At 67.0% G+C, this 22781-nt stretch carries 18 protein-coding genes and 1 pseudogene; 11 read left to right on the top strand and 8 right to left on the bottom strand.

What is annotated here, in order from left to right:
• The first annotated feature begins 24 nt into the window (after positions 1–24).
• From C0J29_RS28390 to C0J29_RS28365, 6 genes are read left to right on the top strand one after another with little or no spacing between them, the layout of a single operon-like run.
• Positions 25–549: a DUF4232 domain-containing protein gene (locus tag C0J29_RS28390; RefSeq protein WP_120794262.1), complete on the top strand. Its 525-nt coding sequence runs from the start codon at positions 25–27 to the stop codon at positions 547–549.
• A 28-nt stretch (positions 550–577) separates the two neighbouring features.
• A complete protein-coding gene (locus tag C0J29_RS28385; RefSeq protein ID WP_371872471.1) occupies positions 578–2203 on the top strand; it encodes a peptide ABC transporter substrate-binding protein in 1626 nt (541 codons plus the stop codon).
• Positions 2204–2205: 2 nt separating this feature from the next.
• Entirely contained in the window at positions 2206–3132 is a 927-nt protein-coding gene (locus C0J29_RS28380; protein ID WP_065044303.1) for an ABC transporter permease, read from the top strand.
• On the top strand, positions 3125–3946 hold the full coding sequence (locus tag C0J29_RS28375) for an ABC transporter permease (RefSeq protein WP_120794260.1): 822 nt from the start codon (positions 3125–3127) through the stop codon (positions 3944–3946). The genes C0J29_RS28380 and C0J29_RS28375 overlap by 8 nt, the downstream gene beginning before the upstream one ends.
• Complete coding sequence (locus C0J29_RS28370; protein WP_120795017.1) at positions 3943–5580, top strand: dipeptide ABC transporter ATP-binding protein; 1638 nt, start codon at positions 3943–3945, stop codon at positions 5578–5580. Before C0J29_RS28375 ends, C0J29_RS28370 begins: the two co-directional genes overlap by 4 nt.
• Before the next feature lie 35 nt (positions 5581–5615).
• Complete coding sequence (locus C0J29_RS28365) at positions 5616–6347, top strand: oxidoreductase (protein WP_065042907.1); 732 nt, start codon at positions 5616–5618, stop codon at positions 6345–6347.
• Between the two features lie 435 nt (positions 6348–6782).
• Here the strand turns inward: C0J29_RS28365 and C0J29_RS28355 are convergent, their stop codons facing one another.
• Entirely contained in the window at positions 6783–7640 is an 858-nt protein-coding gene (locus tag C0J29_RS28355; RefSeq protein ID WP_065042905.1) for an HAD-IB family hydrolase, read from the bottom strand.
• Between the two features lie 481 nt (positions 7641–8121).
• On the opposite strand from C0J29_RS28355, the gene ssd reads away from it, so the two are divergent.
• The gene (gene ssd, locus C0J29_RS28350) at positions 8122–9195 is read left to right on the top strand and encodes a septum site-determining protein Ssd (RefSeq protein WP_242460682.1); all 1074 of its coding nucleotides are present in this window, start codon (positions 8122–8124) and stop codon (positions 9193–9195) included.
• Positions 9192–10178: pseudogene (locus C0J29_RS28345) on the top strand (TadA family conjugal transfer-associated ATPase); the annotation flags it as partial. The gene ssd and the pseudogene C0J29_RS28345, both read left to right, overlap by 4 nt.
• Before the next feature lie 230 nt (positions 10179–10408).
• On the opposite strand, the gene C0J29_RS28340 reads toward C0J29_RS28345, so the two are convergent.
• The 3 genes from C0J29_RS28340 to C0J29_RS28330 all read right to left on the bottom strand — a co-directional run bounded on the left by C0J29_RS28340 (position 10409) and on the right by C0J29_RS28330 (position 14578).
• Complete coding sequence (locus C0J29_RS28340) at positions 10409–11005, bottom strand: TetR/AcrR family transcriptional regulator (protein ID WP_065119148.1); 597 nt, start codon at positions 11003–11005, stop codon at positions 10409–10411.
• A 21-nt stretch (positions 11006–11026) separates the two neighbouring features.
• Positions 11027–14110 carry an MMPL/RND family transporter gene (locus C0J29_RS28335; protein ID WP_081282177.1) on the bottom strand — a complete coding sequence of 1028 codons (3084 nt, stop codon included), beginning with the start codon at positions 14108–14110 and terminating at the stop codon, positions 11027–11029.
• A 159-nt stretch (positions 14111–14269) separates the two neighbouring features.
• Positions 14270–14578 (bottom strand): hypothetical protein, encoded by a 309-nt coding sequence (locus C0J29_RS28330; RefSeq protein ID WP_065035912.1) that lies wholly within the window; start codon positions 14576–14578, stop codon positions 14270–14272.
• Between the two features lie 155 nt (positions 14579–14733).
• Here C0J29_RS28330 and C0J29_RS28325 point away from each other — a divergent pair, with 155 nt between their 5' ends.
• The 3 genes from C0J29_RS28325 to C0J29_RS28315 all read left to right on the top strand — a co-directional run bounded on the left by C0J29_RS28325 (position 14734) and on the right by C0J29_RS28315 (position 17637).
• Positions 14734–15357, top strand: a complete 624-nt coding sequence (locus C0J29_RS28325; RefSeq protein WP_065035913.1) for a TetR/AcrR family transcriptional regulator — start codon at positions 14734–14736, stop codon at positions 15355–15357.
• A gap of 155 nt (positions 15358–15512) precedes the next feature.
• On the top strand, positions 15513–16853 hold the full coding sequence (locus tag C0J29_RS28320) for an IS256 family transposase (protein ID WP_120794258.1): 1341 nt from the start codon (positions 15513–15515) through the stop codon (positions 16851–16853).
• A gap of 193 nt (positions 16854–17046) precedes the next feature.
• The gene (locus C0J29_RS28315) at positions 17047–17637 is read left to right on the top strand and encodes a TetR family transcriptional regulator (RefSeq protein WP_065035914.1); all 591 of its coding nucleotides are present in this window, start codon (positions 17047–17049) and stop codon (positions 17635–17637) included.
• Positions 17638–17658: 21 nt separating this feature from the next.
• On the opposite strand, the gene C0J29_RS28310 is transcribed toward C0J29_RS28315, so the two are convergent.
• From C0J29_RS28310 to C0J29_RS34565, 4 genes are read right to left on the bottom strand one after another with little or no spacing between them, the layout of a single operon-like run.
• A complete protein-coding gene (locus C0J29_RS28310; RefSeq protein ID WP_065035915.1) occupies positions 17659–18060 on the bottom strand; it encodes a hypothetical protein in 402 nt (133 codons plus the stop codon).
• Positions 18057–20282, bottom strand: a complete 2226-nt coding sequence (locus C0J29_RS28305) for a tyrosine-type recombinase/integrase (protein WP_065035916.1) — start codon at positions 20280–20282, stop codon at positions 18057–18059. The genes C0J29_RS28310 and C0J29_RS28305 overlap by 4 nt, the downstream gene beginning before the upstream one ends.
• Positions 20269–21477, bottom strand: coding sequence for a tyrosine-type recombinase/integrase (locus tag C0J29_RS28300; protein WP_065035917.1), 1209 nt, complete (start codon positions 21475–21477; stop codon positions 20269–20271). The genes C0J29_RS28305 and C0J29_RS28300 overlap by 14 nt, the downstream gene beginning before the upstream one ends.
• 27 nt (positions 21478–21504) lie before the next feature.
• Positions 21505–22737 (bottom strand): ImmA/IrrE family metallo-endopeptidase, encoded by a 1233-nt coding sequence (locus tag C0J29_RS34565; protein WP_065035918.1) that lies wholly within the window; start codon positions 22735–22737, stop codon positions 21505–21507.
• Between the last annotated feature and the right edge of the window lie 44 nt (positions 22738–22781).

The following is a 22781-nucleotide window of genomic DNA, read 5'->3' as shown; positions in this document are numbered from 1 at the left end:
TCCATCTGCCGGACAATTCGGGGCATGGTACCCGCACTTCGGTTAGTGGCTGTTCTGTCCGCCGCGGCAAGCTTCACCGCCCCGCCCGCCTGGGCTGCTCCGCCCGACCCCGCGCCCTGCCCGGCCGAGCAGGTCACGGTGACCGCCGCCGGGCCCGAAGCGGCGGTCGGCCACCGCGCGGTGACGCTGATCTTCGCGGCGGCTCCCGGTGCCCCGCCCTGCACGCTCACCGGTTACCCCAAGGTCGAATCCGGCAGTGGCGGGCCACCCATCACGGCGCAGCCCACTCTGCGTGGATACATGGGAGGCCTGCCCAGCGGCGTCGATTCGCTGCCCACCGTCACGGTCTCACCGTCGCAGCGCGCGGAGGCGGTGGTGGAGGGCATGTCGGTCAATGCCAGCGGCGACCCGTGCCCCAACTACACCGAGCTGAGCGTCACTCCTCCCGGCGGGACCGAGCCCGTCATCGTGGCGGCGGCGATCGACAGCTGCAAGTTGCAGGTACACCCGGTCACCCAGGTAGTCATCGAGCCGGTGCCGCCGTCGTAGGCCGGCGACACGCCCTAGGGTCGCTGGTGTGCGTCGGATGATGCGGGCGGTGCCGGCGGCCTGCCTGGTGGCCTCCGTGGTGGCCGCGTGTTTGGCCGGGTGTGGCGGTGGAATGCTCACGCCCGATGCGGTGGTGGTCAACGGCGCTGAGCCGCCCAACCCGCTGATCCCGACCGGCACCAACGACAGCAACGGCGGCCGCATCCTCGACCGGTTGTTCGCCGGCCTGGTGTCGTACGACGCGGCAGGGCGGCCCTCGCCGGAAGTCGCGCAATCGATCGACACCGCCGACAACATCAACTACCGGATCGTCCTCAAACCCGGCTGGAAGTTCACCGACGGCTCCGCGGTGACCGCCCACTCGTTCGTCGACGCCTGGAATTACGGGGCTCTGGGCGCCAATGCCCAACTGCAGCAGCAATTCTTCAGCCCGATCGAAGGATTCGACGCGTTGTCGCAGGCCCCGGGCGACGGCAGGCCGACCACCATGTCCGGGCTGCGCGTGGTGAGCGACCTCGAGTTCACCGTGCGATTGCGGGCACCGACCATCGACTTCATGCTGAGCCTGGGGCATAACGCGTTCTATCCGTTGCCTGCCTCGGCGTTTCGCGATATGGCGGCGTTCGGCCGCCATCCGGTGGGCGACGGTCCCTACAAGTTGGATGACCATCCCGACGAACCGGCATGGGAACACAACGTCAAGATCGACCTCGCGACCAACCCCGACTACCACGGCAACCGCATGCCCCGGAACAAGGGCCTGCGATTCGAGTTCTACGCCAACCTGGACACCGCATACGCCGACCTGCTCTCGGGCAATCTCGATGTGCTGGATACGATTCCGTCCAGCGCGCTGACCATCTATCAGCGCGACCTGGGCGGCAATGCCGTGAAGGGCCCGGTGGCCGTCAGTCAATCGCTCGATACTCCGCTGCGGCTCCCGCATTTCGGCGGCGAAGAGGGCAGACTGCGCCGGCTGGCGATATCGGCAGCCATCAACCGTCCGCAGATCTGCCAACAGATTTTCAACGGAACACGCAGTCCGGCACGCGATTTCACTGCGAGCTCATTGCCGGGCTTCGATCCGAATATCCCCGGCAGTGACGCGCTGGACTTCAACCCACAACGGGCGCAACAACTATGGGCGCAAGCAAATGCGATATCGCCATGGAGCGGCAGATACGCCATCGCCTACAATGCCGACAGTGGCCATCAGGAGTGGGTGGACGCGGTGGCCAACAGCATCAAGAACGTGCTGGGTATCGACGCGGTCGGGGCGCCGCAGCCGACCTTCGCAGGGTTCCGCACCCAGATCACCAACCGCACCATCGACTCCGCGTTTCGCGCCGGCTGGATCGGCGACTTTCCCTCGATGATCGAGTTCCTGGCCCCGCTCTACGCCACCGGGGCCGGATCCAACGACGTCGGCTACTCCAGCCGGGAATTCGACGCCGCCCTGCAGGCCGCCGAGGCCGCGCCAGATCTGCACCAGGCGGACGTGCTGGCCAATGTGGCGCAACGAATCCTGTTGCGCGACATGCCCGCCGTCCCATTGTGGTACTACATCAGTGTCATCGGATGGTCGAGCCAGGTCAGTAACGTCAAGCCCACCTGGAACGGGCTGCCCGACTACGAGAACATCGTGAAGGGCTGAGCATGGGCTGGTACGTGCTGCGCCGGATCGCCGTCATGATCCCGGTCTTCCTGGGCGCAACGCTGTTGATCTACGGCATGGTGTTTCTGTTGCCCGGCGACCCGGTGGCCGCGATCGCCGGCGATCGGCCGCTGAGCCCGGAGGTGGCCGCGCAGTTGCGCGCCCGGTACCACCTCGACGATCCGTTCCTGGTGCAGTACCTGCGCTACCTGGGTGGACTGGTGCACGGCGACCTGGGCCGGGCCTATTCCGGCCTGCCGGTCAGTGCCGTTCTGGCGCATGCCTTTCCGGTGACGATTCGGCTGGCGCTGATCGCGCTGGTGGTGGAGGGCGTGTTGGGCATCGGGTTCGGAGTGATCGCCGGACTGCGTCAGGGCGGCATCTTCGACGCCACGGTGCTGGTCACCGGGCTGGTCATCATCGCCATCCCGATCTTCGTGCTGGGCTTCCTGGCGCAGTTCGTGTTCGGCGTCCGACTGGGCTGGGCGCCGGTCACGGTCGGCGGCCGGGCCACCTTCGGGCGGTTGCTGCTACCCGGAATCGTGTTGGGGCTGGTGTCATTCGCATACGTGGTGCGATTGACGCGGTCCGCGGTCGCCGCCAACGCGCATGCCGACTACGTGCGGACCGCCACCGCCAAGGGGCTGTCCCGGCCGCGGGTGGTGACGGTCCACATCCTGCGCAATTCGCTGATCCCCGTCGTCACTTTTCTCGGCGCCGATCTCGGGGCACTGATGGGCGGAGCGATCGTGACCGAGGGGATTTTCAACATTCACGGCGTCGGCGGCGTGCTGTACCAGGCCGTCACCCGTCAGGAGGCGCCCACCGTCGTGTCGATCGTGACCGTGCTGGTGCTGATCTACCTGATCAGCAATCTGCTGGTGGACCTGCTCTACGCGGCGCTGGACCCCCGGATCCGCTATGTATAGACGCCCCAAGTTCTGCATCGCCGCCGCGCTTATCGTGTTGATCCTGCTGGTTGCCGCATTTCCGGCGTTGTTCACCGGCGTCGACCCCAGCTACGCCGATCCGGCCCAGAGTCTGCTGCCCCCGTCGGCGGCGCATTGGTTCGGTACCGACCTGCAGGGCCACGACATCTACGCGCGCACCGTTCACGGTGCACGGGCATCCGTCACCGTCGGGTTGGGCGCGACGCTGATCGTGCTCGTCGTCGGTGGGACGCTGGGCGCGCTGGCCGGCTTCTACGGCGGCTGGGTCGACGCGTTGGTATCCCGGGTCACCGACGTATTCTTCGCATTGCCGTTGCTGCTGGCCGCGATTGTGCTGATGCAGGTCATGCACCACCGCACGGTGTGGACGGTGGTCGCGATACTCGCCCTGTTCGGCTGGCCACAGGTGGCACGCATCGCTCGCAGCTCGGTGCTCGAAGTGCGTGGGAAAGATTACGTGCTTGCGGCTGAAGCGTTGGGCCTGAGTCGTTTTCGAACGCTGCTCCGGCATGTGGTGCCCAATGCGATCGGGCCGGTGATCGCCGTGTCCACGATCGCACTCGGTGTCTTCATCGTCACCGAGGCGACTCTGTCGTATCTCGGCGTCGGGTTGCCGACGTCGGTGGTGTCCTGGGGTGGCGACATCAACGTGGCGCAGATGCGACTGCGAGCCGGCTCGGCCATCCTGTTTTATCCCGCTGGGGCCCTGGCGATCACGGTGCTGGCGTTCATGATGATGGGCGACGCGCTGCGCGATGGACTGGATCCGGCGTCGAGGGCGTGGCGCGCATGACGGAGCAGGTACTGCTGTCGGTCGAGGGCCTGCAGGTCCGGTTCGGTAGCGATGAACCGGTGGTCCGCGGCGTGGACCTCAGGGTCAGTCGCGGTCAGACCGTCGCCGTCGTCGGCGAATCAGGTTCCGGGAAATCCACCACCGCCGCCGCGATCCTGGGACTGTTGTCGCCCGGGGGGCGAATCACCGGCGGCCGCATCACGTTCGACGGCACCGACATCACCAGCGCCGGCCGGCGGCTGATGCGGTCCATCCGGGGACGCGAAATCGGTTACGTGCCACAGGATCCGATGACCAACCTCAATCCGGTGTGGAAGGTCGGCTTCCAGGTACGGGAGGCGTTGCGGGTCAACACCGACGGCCGCGATGCGCGACGGCGCGCGGTGCAGTTGCTCGCCGACGCCGGCATGCCGGACCCGGCCAAGCAGGCCGGGCGATACCCACACCAGCTTTCCGGCGGAATGTGTCAGCGCGCGCTGATCGCCATCGGGCTGGCGGGACGGCCCCGGTTGCTGATCGCCGACGAGCCGACCTCGGCACTGGACGTCACCGTGCAACGGCAGGTCCTCGACCACCTGCAGCGGCTCACCGATGAACTGGATACCGCGTTGCTGCTGATCACCCACGATCTGGCACTGGCCGCCGAGCGGGCCGAGCAGGTCGTCGTCATTCACCGTGGGCAGGTGGTGGAATCCGGTGCCGCCCAGTCAATTCTGCGTGACCCGGCCCACGAGTACACCCAGCGGCTGGTGGCCGCTGCGCCGTCTGTGACCGCGCGCGACAAACGCGCCACCGAAATCCGCGAGCGGGTGGCCGCCGAGGCGGCCGAACAGGCGGGCGCACAGGATGACATCGTGGTGGTGTCGGAGTTGACCAAGACCTATCCGGAGACCGGGGGTCTACCGTGGCGCCGGGCCGAATTCCTTGCGGTTGAGGCGGTTTCGTTTAAGGTCCGGCGCGCCAGCACGCTGGCGATCGTCGGTGAGTCCGGCTCCGGGAAATCGACGGTGGCGCGGATGGTGCTCGGCTTGCTGCAACCGACTTCGGGCAGCGTTGTGTTCGACGGGACCGACGTCGCCGCGGTGCGCAAAACGCTGGCGTTTCGTCGTCGCATCCAGCCGGTGTTCCAGAACCCGTACAGCAGTCTGGATCCGATGTACCCGGTGTTTCGCGCCATCGAGGAACCGCTGCGCATTCATCGGGTGGGTGACCGACGGCAGCGCGAGCAGACGGTACGTGAGCTGCTCGAGCAGGTGGCGTTGCCGTCGTCGGTGTTCGATCGGCTGCCCCGCGAACTCTCCGGGGGTCAGCGGCAGCGGGTCGCGATCGCGCGGGCGCTTGCGCTGCGACCCGATGTCCTGGTCTGCGATGAGGCGGTGTCGGCGCTCGACGTCCTGGTGCAGGCACAGATCCTCGACCTGCTGGGTGAGTTGCAGGCCAACCTGGGGCTCACCTACCTGTTCATCAGCCACGATCTGGCGGTGGTCCGTCAGATCTCCGATGACGTGTTGGTGATGCGGGGCGGCCGGGTGGTGGAACACGCGCCCACCGAAGCGGTGTTCACCAGCCCCTCCCACGAGTACACCCGGCTGCTGCTGGAGGCCATTCCCGGGGCCTCGGCCGGGCCCCGATAGGTTGGCAACCTGTGACTGACCCGCTGGCTCCGCTGATGGATCTGCCCGGCGTCGCCGAGGCGAGCGACCGGGCCCGCGAGGCGCTGGGCCGTGCCCACCGGCATCGCGCCAACCTGCGCGGCTGGCCCGTGACGGCGGCAGAGGCATCTCTGCGGGCAGCGCGGGCATCCTCGGTGCTGGACGGCGGCCCGGTACGGCTGGAGGACGTCGCGGATGCCGAGGGCGTGAGCGACCCGGTGTTCGGTGGTGCGCTCCGGGTGGCCCAGGCCCTGGAAGGCGGTGGCGGAGCCCTTGTCGCGGTGTGGCAGAAGGCCCCGTTGCAGGCGCTGGCCCGGTTGCACATGCTCGCCGCCGCCGACCTGGTCGACGATGAACGGCTGGGCCGGCCGCGCACCGATGCCGACATCGGGCGGCGGCTGGAATTGCTCGCCGAGGTGGTCAGCCGGCCGACTCAGGCGTCGGCTCCGGTGGTTGCTGCGGTGGCGCACGGCGAATTGTTGACATTGCGGCCTTTCGGCAGCGCCGACGGCGTGGTGGCCCGCGGCGTGTCGCGTCTGGTCACCATCGCCACTGGGCTGGACCCGCACGGGCTCGGGGTGCCGGAGGTGAATTGGATGCGCCAGCCGGCCGCGTACCGCGACGCGGCGTCGAAGTTCGCCTCGGGTACTGCCGACGGTGTGGCGAGTTGGCTGGTGCTGTGTTGCCGCGCGATGCGGTCGGGCGCGCAGGAGGCGCTGGAGATTGCGGAGTCGGTGCCCCGGCGGTAGCTGGCGGATCGCCGGAAAAGCGGTGCGGATATGCAAAGCGGGCGGCGATCCGAATTTATCGAATCGCCGCCCGCCAACACGGTTCTCGGTTACCAAGCGTGCATTTCTGGGCTGCGTGGGTGGCCTCGGCGCGTTTGCGACACTTCCTGCTGCGACCCCACCCAAAGGGCCGTCGGGACAGTCCATTCTTCGCAATTACGCAGGCCCGCAACACTTTTGCCATATCAGTGGCTATGACTCCGCGTGGGTACCGGGAATCGTGCTGGGTGCCCGGGTTGGGAGATCGAACCTTCTCTTCCGGATCGACCTTGGCCTCACCAGGCTGCCGTGATTCCTTTGTACTACTAGACCCCAGGCACAGCAAGGGCTAACCGTGTCAAAGTTGTGCAACGCAAATTAATTGCGCGCACTAAGTATTTGCTGGAGAGCTGGCTGCTAGAAAGCGAAGCGGCGCAGTAAGGCATACGTCACCGCGCCCGCCGCCGCCGCGGTGACACCGACCGCAGCGGTCGTCGCGATCGCGGCCCCGGAGGGTGCGGGGATCCGGTCCCGAAGCGATACCGGCCGCGAGAACGACAGCACCGGCCAGCCCCGCTCGATGGCTTCCCTGCGCAGTCCTCGATCGGGATTGACGACTGACGGGTGACCCACGGACTCCAGCATCGGGAGATCGGTGATCGAGTCCGAATACGCGTAGCAGTGTTCGAGCGGGTAACCCTCGCGGGCGGCCAACTCGCGAATCGCCTGCACCTTGCCTTCGCCGTAGCAGTAGAACCCGACCTCGCCGGTGTACTTGCCGTCCTCCACCACCATCCGGGTCGCCATCGCGTGGGTGGCGCCGAGCGCGCGGGCGATGGGCCCGACGATTTCCTCGCCCGACGCGGACACCACGACGACGTCACGCCCGCACAGCTTGTGTGCGGCGATCAGATCGGCGGCCTCGGCGAACACCAGCGGGGTGACGATGTCGTGCAGTGTCTCGGCGACGATCGACTTCACCTGCGCGACGTCCCAGCCCGTGCACATGTTGGCCAAGTGGGTGCGCATCCGATCCATCTGGTCATGATCGGCGCCGGAAAGCAGGAAGATGAACTGGGCGTAGCTCGACTTCAGCACCGCGCGCCGGTTAAGCAGACCCTGCGCGAAGAAGGGTTTGCTGAACGCCAGGGTGCTGGACTTGGCGATGATGGTCTTGTCCAAGTCGAAGAAGGCAGCGGTGCGGGCACTCGGCGGCGCCGGCTCCGATGTTTGCGGCGAGATTTGCTGCGGCGCGGCCTCGTCGGGGGCGGTCACCAGTCCAGCATAGGGCGGCGAACCCGTGCGACCGCGATGCTGGGCCCAAAGTGGACGGCCGAATACGCCTGTTGTCTTTCTGCCCACCGCATTTACACGGCTCAAGCCCTCATTTCCTTGCGCGGAGTACTTGCGTGAATCCCGGCTGGCATGTGTATAGTAAGCATTACTCGGCCTTGAGCCGAGGGTGTATCAGCCCGACCCCCCGGGGCTGATACACGACGACCTCCGCCTCCTCCCCCCCTGGCGGGGGTCGTCCCTTTTCTGGGGTAAAAATCCTCCTCGCCCGGCGCGAAATCCCGCGACGCATGCGTTGCGGGAGTGAACGTTGTTCCAGAACGCATCGGCGCCCAGCGAACGAATTGGTGCACAGACCGGTCTTTCTCCACAGATCCCGCTTTGGCACTGGTGTCCAATACTTGCCGCGCCGCACCGTGGAGTCGTGAAACAAGTTTTTCCCGCCGGCAGCCGCTCCGAGCCCATCGCGTCGGGGGTGCTGGCGATCCTCGAGCAGCAACACCTGCGCGAAGAAATCGACCGCATCGCAGCGGCCGTCGGGGTGCGGGTTGTGCATGCCGGTGGGCGAGGTTCGGTGAGCAGAAAGTCGTGGTCAGCGGCTGCGGCAGTGGTACTCGATCAGAAGGCGGCGCAGCGGTGCGGCCAGGCCGCGCTGCCGCGGCGCGCCCATGTGAGCGTGTTGTCCAATTGCGATGCCGACGCCGCGGCGTGGGCGGCCGCGGTGGCTGTAGGTGCCGAGCGGGTGCTGAAGTTGCCGCAACAGGAGCACGAGCTGGTGGGCGAACTCGCCGAAGCCGCGGAGTCGGCGCGCGACGGCAGCCGTCACGGCGAGGGCGTGGCCGTCATCGGAGGGTGCGGTGGTGCCGGTGCCTCGCTGCTGGCCGCCGCCCTCGCTCAGACCGCGGGCGATGCGCTGCTGCTCGACCTCGACCCGTGGGGTGGTGGCATAGATCTGATGGTGGGAGGGGAGTCCACTCCCGGATTGCGGTGGCCTGACCTGGCGATTGCGGGTGGACGGCTGAGTTGGCCGGCGATCCGCGAGGCACTGCCGCGGCAACACGGAGTAAGCGTGCTGTCGGGTACTCGGCACTGCTACGAGCTGGAACCCGCTCCGGTGGCCGCGATCGTGGAGGCGGGCCGCCGGGGCGGCGTCACTGTGGTCTGCGATCTCCCGCGGCGGCTGACCGAGGCAGCGCAGGCCGCCTTGGACAGTGTCGACCTGGTGGTCCTGGTCAGCCGGTGCGATGTTCGGGCCTGCGCGGCGACAACGGCACTGGTACCGGTGCTGCGCGCGATCAATCCCAACCTCGGACTGGTCGTCCGCGGACCTGCGCCGGGGGGACTGCGGGCGGCCGAGATAGCCGACATCGCGGGCGCGCCCCTGCTGGCGTCGATGCGTGCCGAGCCCGGGTTGTCCGATCAGCTCGAGCGCCGCGGCCTGCGATTGGGGCGCAGATCCGCGCTGGCCGCGGCAGCTCGCTCGGTCCTCACGGTGTTGCCGAGCAGACGAAGGGCTTCCATCGGGAGCGCGGCATGAACGGATCGCTGATCGAACGCGTGAGGGAGCGGCTGGCTGCCGAACCGGGGCCGCTGAGGCCCAGCGTGGTCGCCGCGGCGATCCGCGCCGAATCCGGCGGGATACTCGGCGACACCGAGGTGTTGGCCAATCTTCGGTTATTGCAGACCGAACTGACCGGCGCCGGCATCCTCGAACCGTTGCTGCGCGCGGAGGACACCACCGACGTGCTGGTGACGGCACCGGACAAAATATGGATAGATAATCGAAAGGGTTTGCAGCGCAGCCATATTCGATTTGCCGATGAGGCTGCGGTGCGACGACTGGCGCAACGGCTGGCGTTGGCCGCCGGCCGGCGGCTCGACGATGCCCAGCCGTGGGTGGACGGACAGCTGACCGGGATCGGAGCCGGTGATTTCGCGGTGCGGTTGCATGCCGTCCTGCCGCCGGTGGCGGCCGGGGGAACGTGCGTGTCATTGCGGGTGCTGCGGCCGGCCACCCAGGACCTGGCGGCGCTGACGGCCGCGGGCACCGTCGCTCCCCGGGCCGCGGAACTGCTGTCCGACGTCATCGCCGCGCGGCTGTCATTGCTGGTGTGCGGCGGGACTGGCGCCGGCAAGACGACGTTGCTGGCGGCCATCCTGGGCGCCGTTTCGCCGACCGAGCGAATCGTCTGCGTCGAGGACGCCGCCGAGCTGGCTCCCCAACATCCCCACCTGATCAAGCTCGTCGCGCGGTGCGCCAACGTCGAGGGTGCCGGCGAGGTCACGGTGCGCCAACTGGTCCGTCAGGCGTTGCGGATGCGTCCCGACCGGATCGTCGTCGGAGAAGTCCGCGGAGCCGAGGTGGTCGATCTGTTGGCCGCACTCAACACCGGGCACGAAGGGGGAGCCGGCACGGTGCACGCCAACAGCCCGGGCGAGGTTCCCGCCCGGCTCGAGGCGCTCGGCGCCCTGGGTGGACTCGACCGCGGCGCGTTACACAGCCAGCTCGCGGCCGCGGTCTTATCTGTAGGCGGTTAAGGGGTGTTTCTGGTTGTGTCCCATGATGTCGTTGAGGGTGGTTTCCTTCGTGGGGGACAGTGTTATCTGTGGGTCGTATCTGATGGTGGCGGTGTTGTTGAGATTCGTTGGCGTTGCTGGTGGATGGGGCGATGTGAGTAGTGCGTCCTGGGGTCGGTGGGTGGGGTGTGGGGATGGGGCCGCTCAAGCTTCGGCGGGAAGGCGCGGTGCTTTTATTGGAATCCGGCGAGGGTGATGTGAAGGGCGTGTTGTAGTTGGGTGTGCAGTGGCGGGGTGGTGGTGTTGAGCCAGTGTTGGAGCACGATTTGTGCAGTGCTCAGGGCTGTGTGGATGAGCAGTGTGGGGCGGATGTCGGTGGTGGGGTCGGTGTTCATGCGGGTTGCGACCATGGTGGTGAGTTGGCGGGTTTGGTTGTCGCTGAGCAGTGTTGAGCTGTTGAGTAGGTGTGGTGCGGTCTGCAGGGCTTGTTTCCACTGTTGGGAGTGTCGGTTGGCTGTTTCGCCGAGGTGATCGGCGAGGAGGTGGATGAGGGAGGTGGCCGCTGTTTCGGTGTGTGGGCGGGTGTTGTAGGTGGTGGTGATGTGGGCGATGGCTTGTTGGATCGGTGCGGTGAGTAGGTGTTCTTTGTTGGGGGCGTGGCGGTAGTAGGTGCTGATGGAGATGCCGGCGGTGGCGGCGATGTCGTCGGTGGTGACTGCGGAGTAGCCGTGTTGGGCGAAGAGTTGGTGTGCGGTGGCGTGGATGTGGGTGAGTAGTTCGGTGCGGCGTCGGTCTCTGAGGGTGGGGGGTGTGGGGTTGGCGGTGGTCATGGTCGGTCCCGGTGGGTGTGCCTAGGTTTGGGCGGGAGCGGGTTTGTGGCGCAGTGGGTTTCGTTGTGGCCACCAGCTGATTTCGCGGAGCAGGGTGGCGATGGCGGGCACGGTGAGGGTGCGCACGACGAAGGTGTCCAGGAGTAGGCCGCAGCCGATGATGAGTCCGGCTTGGATCATGATTGCTATCGAGCCGATCATGAGGCCGAACATGCTGGCGGCGAAGATGAGTCCGGCGGAGGTGATGACGGAGCCGGTGTTGGCGATGGTGCGGAGCACGCCGACGCGGATGTTGCGGGTGGATTCTTCGCGGAGTCGTGAGATGAGCAGCATGTTGTAGTCGGCGCCGACGGCGACCAGGATGATGAACGCCAGAAGTGGTACGGGCCAGGCAATTTCATTGCCGAGGCCGTATTGGAATACCAGGGTGCCGATTCCTAGTGATGCCCCGTAGTTGAGGATGACGGTGCCTAGTAGGTAGAGCGGTGCGACCAGGGCGCGGAGTAGGACGATCAGGATGAGGCCGACGACGAGCAGGGTGGCGATGGCCATCAGACGGAAGTCGGCGGAGAGCAGGCGTTGGATGTCTGCGTTGACGGCGGGGAATCCGGCGATGGCGATGGTGGTATTGGCCAGTGAGGTGTTGGGGCGTGCTGCGTCGGCGACTTCGGTGAGTCGGCGGGCCAGGGTCATCGCGTCGCTGCTGTAGGGGTCGTAGCTGGATTCGATGGCGTAGCGGGCGGTTTTGCCGTCGCCGGACAGGAAGTGTTTGGCGACGTCGGCGAATTGTTGGTTGTCGAAGACGTCGTTCGGGAGGTAGAAGCCGCTGGCGGTGTCTGTTCCGGTTGCTGAGCGTGCTGATTGTTGGAGTTGGGCGGCGATTTTTCCCATGCCGGAGAGCGTTTCGAGGTTGCTGTCGACGAGGGTGTGGACGCCGGTGGCCAGGGCGTGGGCACCGGATGCGAGTTGGTGGACGCCGGTTTGGAGCTGTCCGATGTTGGCGGCGAGGTCGCCGGAGCCTGCGGCGCCTAAGGCGTTGTCCAGGGTGGTGATGAGCCGGGTCACTTCGGCGAGGGTGCCGCCGCCGGCGTTGGTGTCCGGCTGATAGAGGTCGGCGAGGGTGGTGAGGTGGTCGAAGAATCCGTTGTCGCGCAACGTGATGAGTAGTTGGGCTTGGTCGTGCAGTTGGGTGCATTCGGTGGCGGCGGCGCAGGCGGGCCAGCTGCTGATCGCGGCGATGAGGGGTTCGAGAGTGGCGATGGCGGTTTGGGCTTGTTCGGCTTGGTGGTGTAGTGCGGGTCCAGAGGCGATCGCGTGCTCGACGGTCGGGGCGGTAGTGGAAAGCTCTTGCAGCAGCGACCGCAAACGCTGGGTTTGGATGCCCGCGGTTTGGGCTTTGCCTAAGAGCCCGATCAGCGGGGTCAGCGCGGTGCCCAGGCTGGTGTCGAGTTGGGTGAGCCCGTCGGCGAGCTGGTCGGCGCCGTTGGCGAGTCGGCCCAGATCGCTGCGGCGGGATTGGCCGTCGTTGACCGCGCCGGCGAGCCGGTCGCCGATTTGGCCGTTCTGCCAGGACAGTTGGGCTTGTTCGAGGCGGTTACCGCCGGGGCGGGTAACTCCGGAGACTTTGGTGACACCGGGTAGTTGTGCGATGCGGGAGGCCATTTCGTCGAGGTCGGCCAGTCCTCGGCTGGTGCGCATGTCGGTGGGTGATTGCACGACCAGGAACTCGGTGATCACGGTGTCTTTGCGGAAGTGGCGATCCAGCAGTCGATACCCTTCGTTGCTGGCTGAGGTGGTGGTTTGGCCGTGGCGGTCGTCGTAGCTGATGCGCATGGTGGTCGCCACCGCGCAGAGCGCTAGGACGAAGATCAGGCTGGCTGCCAGCAGCGGCATGGGGCGTCGTACGACGGCCACCGCGATCTGGTTCCAGTAGCGGCGGGTCCGGTCGGTGTTGGGTTCACCGATCCCGCGGCGGGCGGCCAGCGTGAGTACGGGGGGAAACAGGGTGACCGTGGCCGCGAACCCGATGACCACGGCGATGGCGCAGGCCGGGCCGAGTGCGGCGAAGACACTCAGTTCGGCGAAGGTCATGGACAGAAATGCCAGCGCGACGGTGGCGGCGGAGGCCGCGATGACACGGCCGATGGTGGCGGTGGCGTGGATGACCGCGGCCTGGGCGGGCACGTGTTGGCGGCGCTGTTCGTGGTAGCGGCTGATTAGGAACACCGAGTAGTCGGTACCGGCGCCCAGCAGGATCACCGTCATGAACGCAATGGTGAATTGAGAAACCGGCATGCCGGCTTCACCGAGTCCGGAGAGCACACCGCGCCCGACCGCGAGGCTGACACCGATGACCAGCAGCGGCAGCATCGCGGTGAACACCGACCGATAGATCAGCAGCAAGATCATCGCGATCAGCCCGGCGGTGGCCACCGAGATGAGGATCAGATCTTGTTCAGCGGAGTCGATTTGATCGCTGAAGGTGGCCGGCGGGCCGGTGACACGCACGGTGGTCGGCGAGTGCCCGAAAACCTCGGCGACGATCCCGCGTACCGCCCGCACCGATTCCGCGGCACTGGGATCACCGAGGGTTCCGGCCACCCCCACCGGCACATACCATGCTTTGCCGTCCGCGCTGAGGGCTTGCGCTGCGGTGACCGGGTCGGCCAAGAGGTCTTGGACCTGCTGGACGTGGCTGGTGTCGGCCCGTAACCGCTGGATCAGCGCGTCATAGCGCTGCCGGACCGGCGGGGTCAGCCCGCTGGGATCCTCCATCGCGACGAAGATCGTGGTCTTGGAGCCTTGTTCACCGAACGCCGAGCCCATCCGGTCCACGGTCTGCAGCGACGGCGCACCGGGCGGTATCAGATGCACCGACTGGTGCTTGACGACCGTTTCCAGTTGCGGGAAAAGGATCGCCAGCACCACCGCGGCGACGATCCAGGCTCCGATCACCAACGTTGTATGCCGGATCGCGAAGCCCGACAGCCGCGCCAGGCGCTCACTGTAGGTGTCGCGGCCCCGCGCCGCCGCCGCGGCGTCACGCTGCTCCTCGGGGCGGCTCAACGTCGCCATGCCCGCATCGCCCCAGCCCTTGATTACCATCCCGGCCCCCCGGCGGCATTAAGAAAACTGTCGGTATCGCAACAGTACTCTCGGTATCTTCGTGCGGCATCTGGCGAATCGCAACACCCCCGATTGCCGATCGCCGCCTGCCCGCGCGGTCACGCCACTGCCCCCCGCCAGCGGCAGTCGCGACTGCGCTCAGTCCGACATCTCCCGGTTCATCAATTCGTCGTCGAGATAGGAACACGACCGCGGCGGATAGTGGCGGGGACGCACGCGATCGCCCGTGGTCGCGACCCGGGCGTGCCCGAGCTTGGCCAGGTCGTGGCGGACGTGGCGGACCTCCTCGACGAGCGCCACGCCGGGCAGCAGCCGCTTGGCCGCCCGCGCCACCGCTGCGCCGGTGCGCCCGGTAGCTGTTGCAAGCCGCCGTTTCGGCGACGTCGCCGCCGTCGGGCCCTGGATTTGGCGCCGGATGAGTTCCCGGCGTTGTAAGTGATTCACCATGGCCTTACCCCCTCGGTGTTGGCCTGCGCGGCGATGCCAGTACTAATGGTATCTCTCCGATACTAACAGTATCGTTTCGGAGAGCGCCAGTCCCGTAGCGGTGCGGGTCCGCGGTATCGGCGTCAACGCCCAGCGGTGAGGATTACGGTGAACAGGTGGAGTCGGGTGCAGAGGAACGCGTGGTCGATGACGACGACGAGGTGGATCCACGCCTGGCGCGGTCACGGACCCGGCTGCTCGACGCCGCGGCCAAGCTGCTCAGTGCCGGCGGTGTCGAAGCTGTCACCATCGAGGCAGTGACCAAGGCCTCCAAGGTGGCAAGGACCACCCTGTACCGCCACTTCACCAGCTCCACCCACCTGCTGGCCGCCACCTTCGAGCGGCTGCTGCCCCAGGTCAGCCCGCCGCCGGCGCAAGGCCCGCTGCGCGAACAGCTCATCGAGCTGCTGAACCGGCAAGCGGTCCTGTTTCAGGAGGCACCGTTGCACGCCACCACGCTGGCCTGGGTCGCCCTGGGGCCAACACCGCAGCGCCCCGACGAGGTCCGTGACCGCTACGCCCTGCGCGCCCGCGTCGTGGCCCACTATCGGCAGCCTTTCGCCGAGCTGTTGCAAAGCCCTGCCGCCGCCGAACTCGACGACTTCGATGTTGACCTCGCCATGTGCCAACTCGTCGGCCCGATCGCCTTCGCCCGCCTGACCGGCCTGCGCGCCATCAACCGCGAGGACTGCGAACACCTCATCGACGACTTTCTCAACGCCCACGCCCGCACCCGATAACGCCGGCCGGTTCGACGCCGTCGGCAACCAGGGACTCACCGCTGCACCGCCCACCGTTGTGGTACGAAGGTCGCGTCCTAAAGCCGGTGTAAAAGGGGCCGGGCGTAGGTTCTGCTTCGAGACCGCCAAGTCATCGAAGGAAAGGACCTACGCCCGTGCCTGCACGAGTATCGCCGACCGATCGTGTTCGCGCCAAGATCGACGAGTTGTTCGCCTCGGATCGTGAGTTGCCCGAGATCCTGGAGGAGGTGGCACGGCTGGGTGCGCAGTTGCTGATGCAGGCCGCGTTGGAGGCCGAGATTACCGAGTTCTTGGGCCGTGAGCGCTACCAACGCAGCGCCACCGCAGCAGACGCGCAGCCCGGTGCGCGTAACGGTTATCGGGCTGCGACGGTCAAGACCACTGCCGGTCCGATCACCCTGGAGCGGCCCAAGCTGCGCGGCACGACCGCCGCGTTCGCCTCACGGCTGTTCGGCAAGCACGTCACCAAGACCAACGCGCTGGAATCGCTGGTGATCGCTTCGTTCGTGCGCGGGCTGTCGGTGCGCGATGTCGAAGCCACCCTCGCCGATGCGCTGGGTGATCAGGCCGCGATCTCGAAATCGACTGTCTCCCAGATATGTCAAGCCATCAAGACCGAGTACGACACCTGGGCGCGGCGCCCGCTCGGCGATGTGGTGCTCGATTACCTGTTCCTGGATGCCTCCTTCTTCCGGATGCATCCCGGCTCACCAGCCGAGCCGATCCTGGCCGCGTGGGGCATCACCACCGCCGGCAAGCCCATCTTCGTGGGCCTGGCCCCCGGAGTGGCGGAGTCCACCGACGCCTGGGCGGGTTTCCTGACCGATCTCACCGAGCGGGGGCTGGGGTGTCCGCTGCTGGTCGTCTCCGACGGCGCGGCCGGCCTGATCGCGGCGATCGAGCAGATCTTCCCGACCGCGCTGCGTCAACGCTGCCTGATTCACCGAGTCCGCAACGTGCTGGCCAAGATTCCCGCCGGGATGCAGGCCGAGATCCGCGACGGCTACTGGGCCTGCTTCGACACCGCCGAGGCCACCACCGAGGCCGGCCCCAACCTCGTCGAACTCATCGACGCCCGACTGGACGTGTTCGCGGCCCGCTACGCACCCACCTACCCCGCGGCGATGAAGATCCTGCTCACCGACCGCGCGGGCCTGACCGCTTACCTGCGGTTCCCGCCCGAACATCAGCACCGTATTCGGCATTCGAACTTCATCGAACGCACCTTCGGTGAAACCCGCCGCCGCACAAAGGTTATCGGTCGCTTCCCCGGCGAAACCAGCTGTGTCAGCATCGCCTGGGCCGTACTGGACCGCGCATCTCGCGGCTGGCGCGGACTCGCCATGACCCCGGCCGGGGTACGCCAGCTCCAAGACCTACGCCGCAGCCTGCTGCACCCACCCCGACAACTACGGCCCCAGCACGCCCCAGACTCCGCGAGCAGCACCACCGAAGCCATCAGCGCAACGGCGTAACATCACCCACCGAAGCCAGAAGCTCCGAAGGACCATTTACACCGGATTACGGACGCCACCTGGTACGAACGGTAGCGTAGGGATACTGCTCGTAGCGGGGGGTCGGTATGGGTGACTGTCGGGCCGGTGGAACACGATCACCGTCGAGAGCGGGTTGCCCGGGGCGGGCTCGCGGATCCGGCGCCGAGATGTCATGACCGCGGCGCAGCCTGCCGCTGACGCACCCCACGCGAGTGCGATCCTGGATGCGACCCTGCATGCGGCGACCCGCGGGGGCTATAGCGCGGTACAGATGCGTGCGGTGGCTGATGTCGCCGGCATTGGTGTGGGGACGCTGTACCGGTATTTCCCGTCCAAACCGCACCTGCTGGTCGCGGTGTTGCGTCGCGAATTCGACCGACTGGCCGCCGAGTGCGCGTGGCACCACCACGACATCACGCCTGCCCGGCGGGTCGCCGCCCTGACCTCACGACTGCACGCCGAATGGCAGCTCGACCCGAAACTGACCGAAGCCACCACCCGCGCCCTGGTGGTCGCTGATGCCACCGCAGCGCCCACCGTCACCCAAGCCGCCGACATCCTGCACCAGCTTTTCGCCCGCGCCCTGGGCGGCAACACCGTCACCGAGCGCCACCACGACCTCGCCGGACTGATCACCGATGTGTGGCTGGCCAACCTCACCGCGTTCAGTGGCCACCGGCTCTCGGCCGGCCAAGCACGTGAGCGCATCGACCGGGGCACCGGACTGCTGCTGCGCCACGCCTTCGGGCCAGTCGACCGCTGAGCGGCGCGTCCAATTGCCCGCTTAGGTGGCCGAGTCCCGTCGTTCCAGTTCGCCTTGCAGGACCGCGATGATCTGGTCGCGTTCACGCAGTTGGGTGCGCAGTCGCGCGATGTGGGTGTCTTTGGCGGTCAGTCGGTTGCGCAGTGCGGCGACGATGCTGGACTCGCCCGGCTCCGGTGCGGGCGGCGGGCCCTCGCCGACCGCCCTCAGCGTGCGGTGCGCCTCGATCTGGGCCAGCAGCTCGGGACGGTTGTGGATGCTTTTGCGGGTCACTCCGGCGCGGCGGGCGACGCTGCTGATGGTGATGTCGGCCTTCTCGCGGCGCAGGCTTTGCAGTGCTTTGCGGGCTCGGGTGTCGACGGAGTCCCGTCTTTTCTGGGTGTGGGCGGCCAGAGCGTTCAGCGATGCTTGTGTGGCGGTCACGGGCGTTGCCGCGGGTCGGCTTTGTGCAGGGCCGAGTCGTGGGCGCCGCGGGTGGCGATCGGCGTCAACGGCAGCCGCTTGTGGGTGCCGGCGCCGCTGATCCAGGCCGCGGTGTCGGACTGTTCGGCGGCCAGCCGGTCCAGGATGGCTTCCAGGGAGTGTAGCTCGCGCAGCCGGGCGGCGATCCAGACGTTGTCGTCGGTCAGTTCCCGGCCGGTGCGGGTGCGGTATTGATCACGGCGCAGCTCGATCAGCGCCAAGGTTCTGGCATGCTGATCAGCCAACTCGGCCCGGTGGGTGACATCAGTTGCGAAATGCCCACAACTCAAACACGCGTTCCCCCTGTCGCACGATTTCAACGGCGGCAGGAGACACACTCCGTTGGGCAGCACCCGGTCGGTGCGGGCCGACAGTTGAGTCATATCCAGGATGTCAGCGGGGCTGATCGCGATCTCGACGCCGTGGGCGCCGATCTTCTTGTGCTTGAGAAACTCTGCTTCCGCGGTGGCGGACAGGGTCGCGGCATAGCGCATCGTCATCTCCGGGCTCTTGTGCCCCAGATAGCGCTGCACGACATGGATGGGGACCCCGTCGTTGAGCAGCTCGGTGGCCCGGGTGTGGCGCAGCCGGTGGGTTTGACTGAACCGTAACGGATTTCCCGCCGCATCGGTCAGGCCGTGCAGGTCGTCGAGTTTGACCAGCGACTGGGAATAGGTGGCGTATGGGCGGGGCCGCTGGCCGTTGAGGTTGCTTTTGGTGCCGATGAACAAGTACTTGGGTGTCAGGTGCGGAAACCTCGCCTTCAGCCAGCGGTGTTGTTCGGCAATGACGTTGACCACCGCTTGCTCGACCAGGATGGTCGGCTCCACCCCGTCGACTTTGGTCTGCTGGTAACGCAGCTTGGCGACGAATGCATCAGGGTCAGCGTTGTCGACGTCGGGCGACGTTCCCGGGATGGGTTGCAGCGGCTGGTGGTCGAGCATCAGGATTTCAGAGGCCCGCCGCCCGGTGAGGGCCTGCAGCAGCCAGATCCGGGCGGCCTGGGGATCACCGAGGCCTTTGACCAGCGAGACGCTGCCATCGGGATGGGTCAGCCCGACCAGGGCGGTGCGGTCGGCGGCCAGCACGTCGAGGTAGGCCAGCATGCGTTGCAGTTCGGCGGTGGAGTACCAGGTCAGCTCGCGGGGCCGGTGGGCGCGGCGGGTGCGGAAAGCTGGGCCCCACAACCGTGTGTGTGCCGCACTCAGTTGCGCCCAGCGCGGTTCGCCGGTGGCCGCGGCCGCCTCGGGGCCGTGGTCGACCATGAACGTGTAGAACACCTGGGTCTGAGACTGGGTAGCGTCAATGGCGGCCTGGGACAGGGGTTTGTCCGGCTTGGCCCCTGCGGCAGGTGATTTGAGGTATTCGGTGAATTCGGTGAACATCAGCCGCAGCTGGGCGGGATCCTCGGTGAGTACGGGGTCGGTGGCGCCGCGGGCGGCCAGAAACGGTCCGAGGTGTCGCGCGGTGTCGCGGCAGCGTTCCACCGCTGAAGACCACCGCAGCAGCTCGGCGTCTAGACAGGTCCGTAGCCAGAACCGGACCCCTTCGCGCAGCCAGGCCGGGGTGATCGCGGCAAGGTTCAGGGTCAGGTCGTGTCGGGGCTCGTGTTCGCGTTGCGGAATGCGGGGATCGGCCTGCAGGTCCCAGATGTCGTGCGCCCACCAGGCGGTGTCGGTGCAGCGCACCGACAGATACAGGTGCAGATGCTCCACCAAGTGAGTGATGTTGCGTCGGGCACCGGCAGAGGGCAGCCGGGCGTTGCGTTTCTCGAAGACCAGCATCGCCGCCCGCACGATCGCGGCGGACTCCAGGTCGGTGATGCTGGCCGGTGGGCGGCGGCGTTGGCCGCGGTATTCGGTGGCCGCGGCGCTCAACGCCTGGCCGGCCCAGCGCAGCAGCGACGGTTCGATCTTGCGCAGGCCTTCGTGGTGACAACACCACACCCACCAGGCGATCTCGTCGGCGAACCGTGGCGGCACCGCGGCGGGGGTGAAGTCGTGCTCGGCGCGGCCGCGGTGTTCACGCAGGTAGTACCGGTTACGCAGGAACACGGTATCGGCGGGTGCGGCGTCGATCTGATAGACCGGGCGCCGCCAGGCCTCGGGCACGGCCGACCACTGCGCCTGCCACGACGGACTGGATTGGCGGGCAACAGGTGTGGGGTCGTCACGGCTGGGCATCGGTGAGCCCTTTCCAGCCGGCCACATAGTTGCGCCAGTGCGCCAGGCTGCGCATCTCGGCGTCCTCGGTGACCCACCCGTAGGTCGACAGGGTGGTCTGGACGTCGGCGTGCCCGAGGCGGCGCATCACCACGTGCGCGGGCACCCCGGCCAGCAACAGGGCGGTGGCGTGGGTGTGTCTCATCCAGTGCGGAGTCCACTCCGGCGGCAACTGCGGGTGAGCACCTTTGATGCCGCGGACCTTCTCATAGATCGTCTCCATCCGCATCGGTGAGAACTGCTCTCCCCGAGCAAGATTGACGAACACAAAATGGGTGCTCAGATCGGGGACCGTCACGTCGGCAGCCATCGCGACGAGCTGCCACACATACTCCGAATACAGCGCTTCCAGATCATCACCGATATAGAGCCGCCGCGTCCCGGTCTTGGCCCGCACCCCGTGCGGATGGTCCTGGCGGTCGACGACATCGAGGAACGGGGTCCCGCCGGCGCCGATGTGAAAGTCGTGATGGCGCAGACATAACGCCTCACCGGGACGCATCCCCGTCTCCGCGAGCACCGCGAAATACAAGCGGTTACGCACCGCGGCCGGCCCACCCGACCACCCGCCGTCGCCGGTCTGGACCGAGCAGCCATCCAGAATCGCGTTGACCTGCTCAGGCGTGAGAACCGGGGTGGCGCTGCGGCCGGGGCTGCGCAGGCCATAGATCGGGCGATCCCCCTGACGCTGCGGTCCGACCCCGTCGAGGAACCCCACGTAGCGGCGGTAGCGCCGCGCCGAGCCGCGGGAGGTGAACAACCGCTGGTAGGGCAGATCGGCGCCGTGTGCGTCGGCGTGATATCGATACATCGACAACACCGCCGCCGCCCGCGGCTGCAGTGATGACGCCGCCAGCTTCTGGGCCGGTGGTCCGATCCTGGCTGCGCCGGGCAGATCCCCGGTGCGCAGATACCGCAGGAACTGCCCGAACAGTCTGGTGGGAAAGTCATCCCAGGCATGCCCGGTGTGCTCGAGGACGGTGAACCACTCGGCGATCCCCGCCGCATACGCCCGCACCGTGTTCGGCGAACCGCCGCCATCGCGCAGGAACCGCAGATACTGCGCGGCCGCAGGGATCGGCAGATGGTCGGCACCGACCACGGTGTGGGTGTCGGGCTCGCCGTCGCTGAAACTCACCCGCTGAACTCGCGCCACTAGTCAGTCCCCGACCCAGACAGACCTTCAGCCCCGCCGCCGCCGGCCCACCGGAAACCTCACCACATTGGAGTGCGTGCCGGTCATCGCCACCACCGATGCCGGCTCCTCGACCACCCGCGCAGTGTTGGCCGGCGGCCCGGTGCGCTGACCAACGGCGAAGTCCTCCAACATGTCCTGCGGCCAGATCAGGCCGTACGGGGCCAACATCACCGGCGACGTCGCCGAGAACGCCATCTCCAACCACTTACTGAGCAGCCGCGGACGCTCCACCTCGCGGTCTTTCCAGCCCGGCTCGACCCGGCCCCACGTGGTGTCGGTCTCGGTGTTCGTGCGGGTGTAAAGCTGGCGCCGCAATGCCTCAAACCGCTCGTCGCTCAACAGCTTCGAGGTATGCAGATGCTTGAGCAACGCCCCCAGTGAAATCCCCCAGCGGGCCTTGACCGGCAACAACTCCGCCAACGACGGTGCACGCGAGACCTCATCGGCCAGCACCGCCGCCGGCGCCAAGAACTCCGAAGCGAACGCTGAGGCCTGCTCTTCCCGCTCCTCGTTGACCGATCCCGCGGCATGCAACACCAGATGCCCCACCTCATGCGACAGCGTCCACCGAGTCCGCTCCCACGAACTCGACTGCCGCACCACAATCAACGGCCTGGTGTTGAACTCACCGACCCGCACCGAATACCCCAGATGCTTATCGAGCTTGCCGGTGGAATCCTCATCGCCGAGGATGCGCCGCGACGACGACGTCAACAGCCGGCGCATCACAATCGCCACCCCGTTGCGTTCAATCTCATGCGTCAGATAACCGATCGGCGCATCCGGGTCCAACCCCCACGCCTTGCGGACCTCCGCAGCCGCCTGATCCACCGGTGTCTCACTGTCGAGCACCGGTACCCGCACCGGCGGCAACTTCACCCGAGTGTGCAACTCGTCGAGGAACTCACCTGCCAACGCCGCGAACTGCGCCAGATACTCCCGCTCGGTCGCCGTAATCGACCGCGGCGCCCGGAACAGCAGATCCCGGGGATGCACGCGCGAGGTCGGCACCGTGGTGAAGAACTTCGCCGGGAACCTCAACACCGCCACCAAGCGCTCAAAGTCCTCGGCCGACAATGTGGTCGTCGCCGAACGTTCCACCCGGTTGAGCCGAGAATGCTTCCAGCCCAACGATTCCATCACTGCGGTCACGGTCATCGCCCGGATCACCCGGGCCTGGTTGACCCGTAACCCGTACACATCCACGGTCGTGTTCATCGCAGCCCCGATTCAATAACGACCCCGCGACAAGTTGTGCGTCG

This window comes from Mycobacterium paragordonae (genome assembly GCF_003614435.1).
Classification (GTDB): Bacteria; Actinomycetota; Actinomycetes; order Mycobacteriales; family Mycobacteriaceae; genus Mycobacterium; species Mycobacterium paragordonae.
The sequence above is the reverse complement of the archived record's forward strand: the minus strand, read 5'-3'. Positions and strand labels throughout refer to the sequence as shown.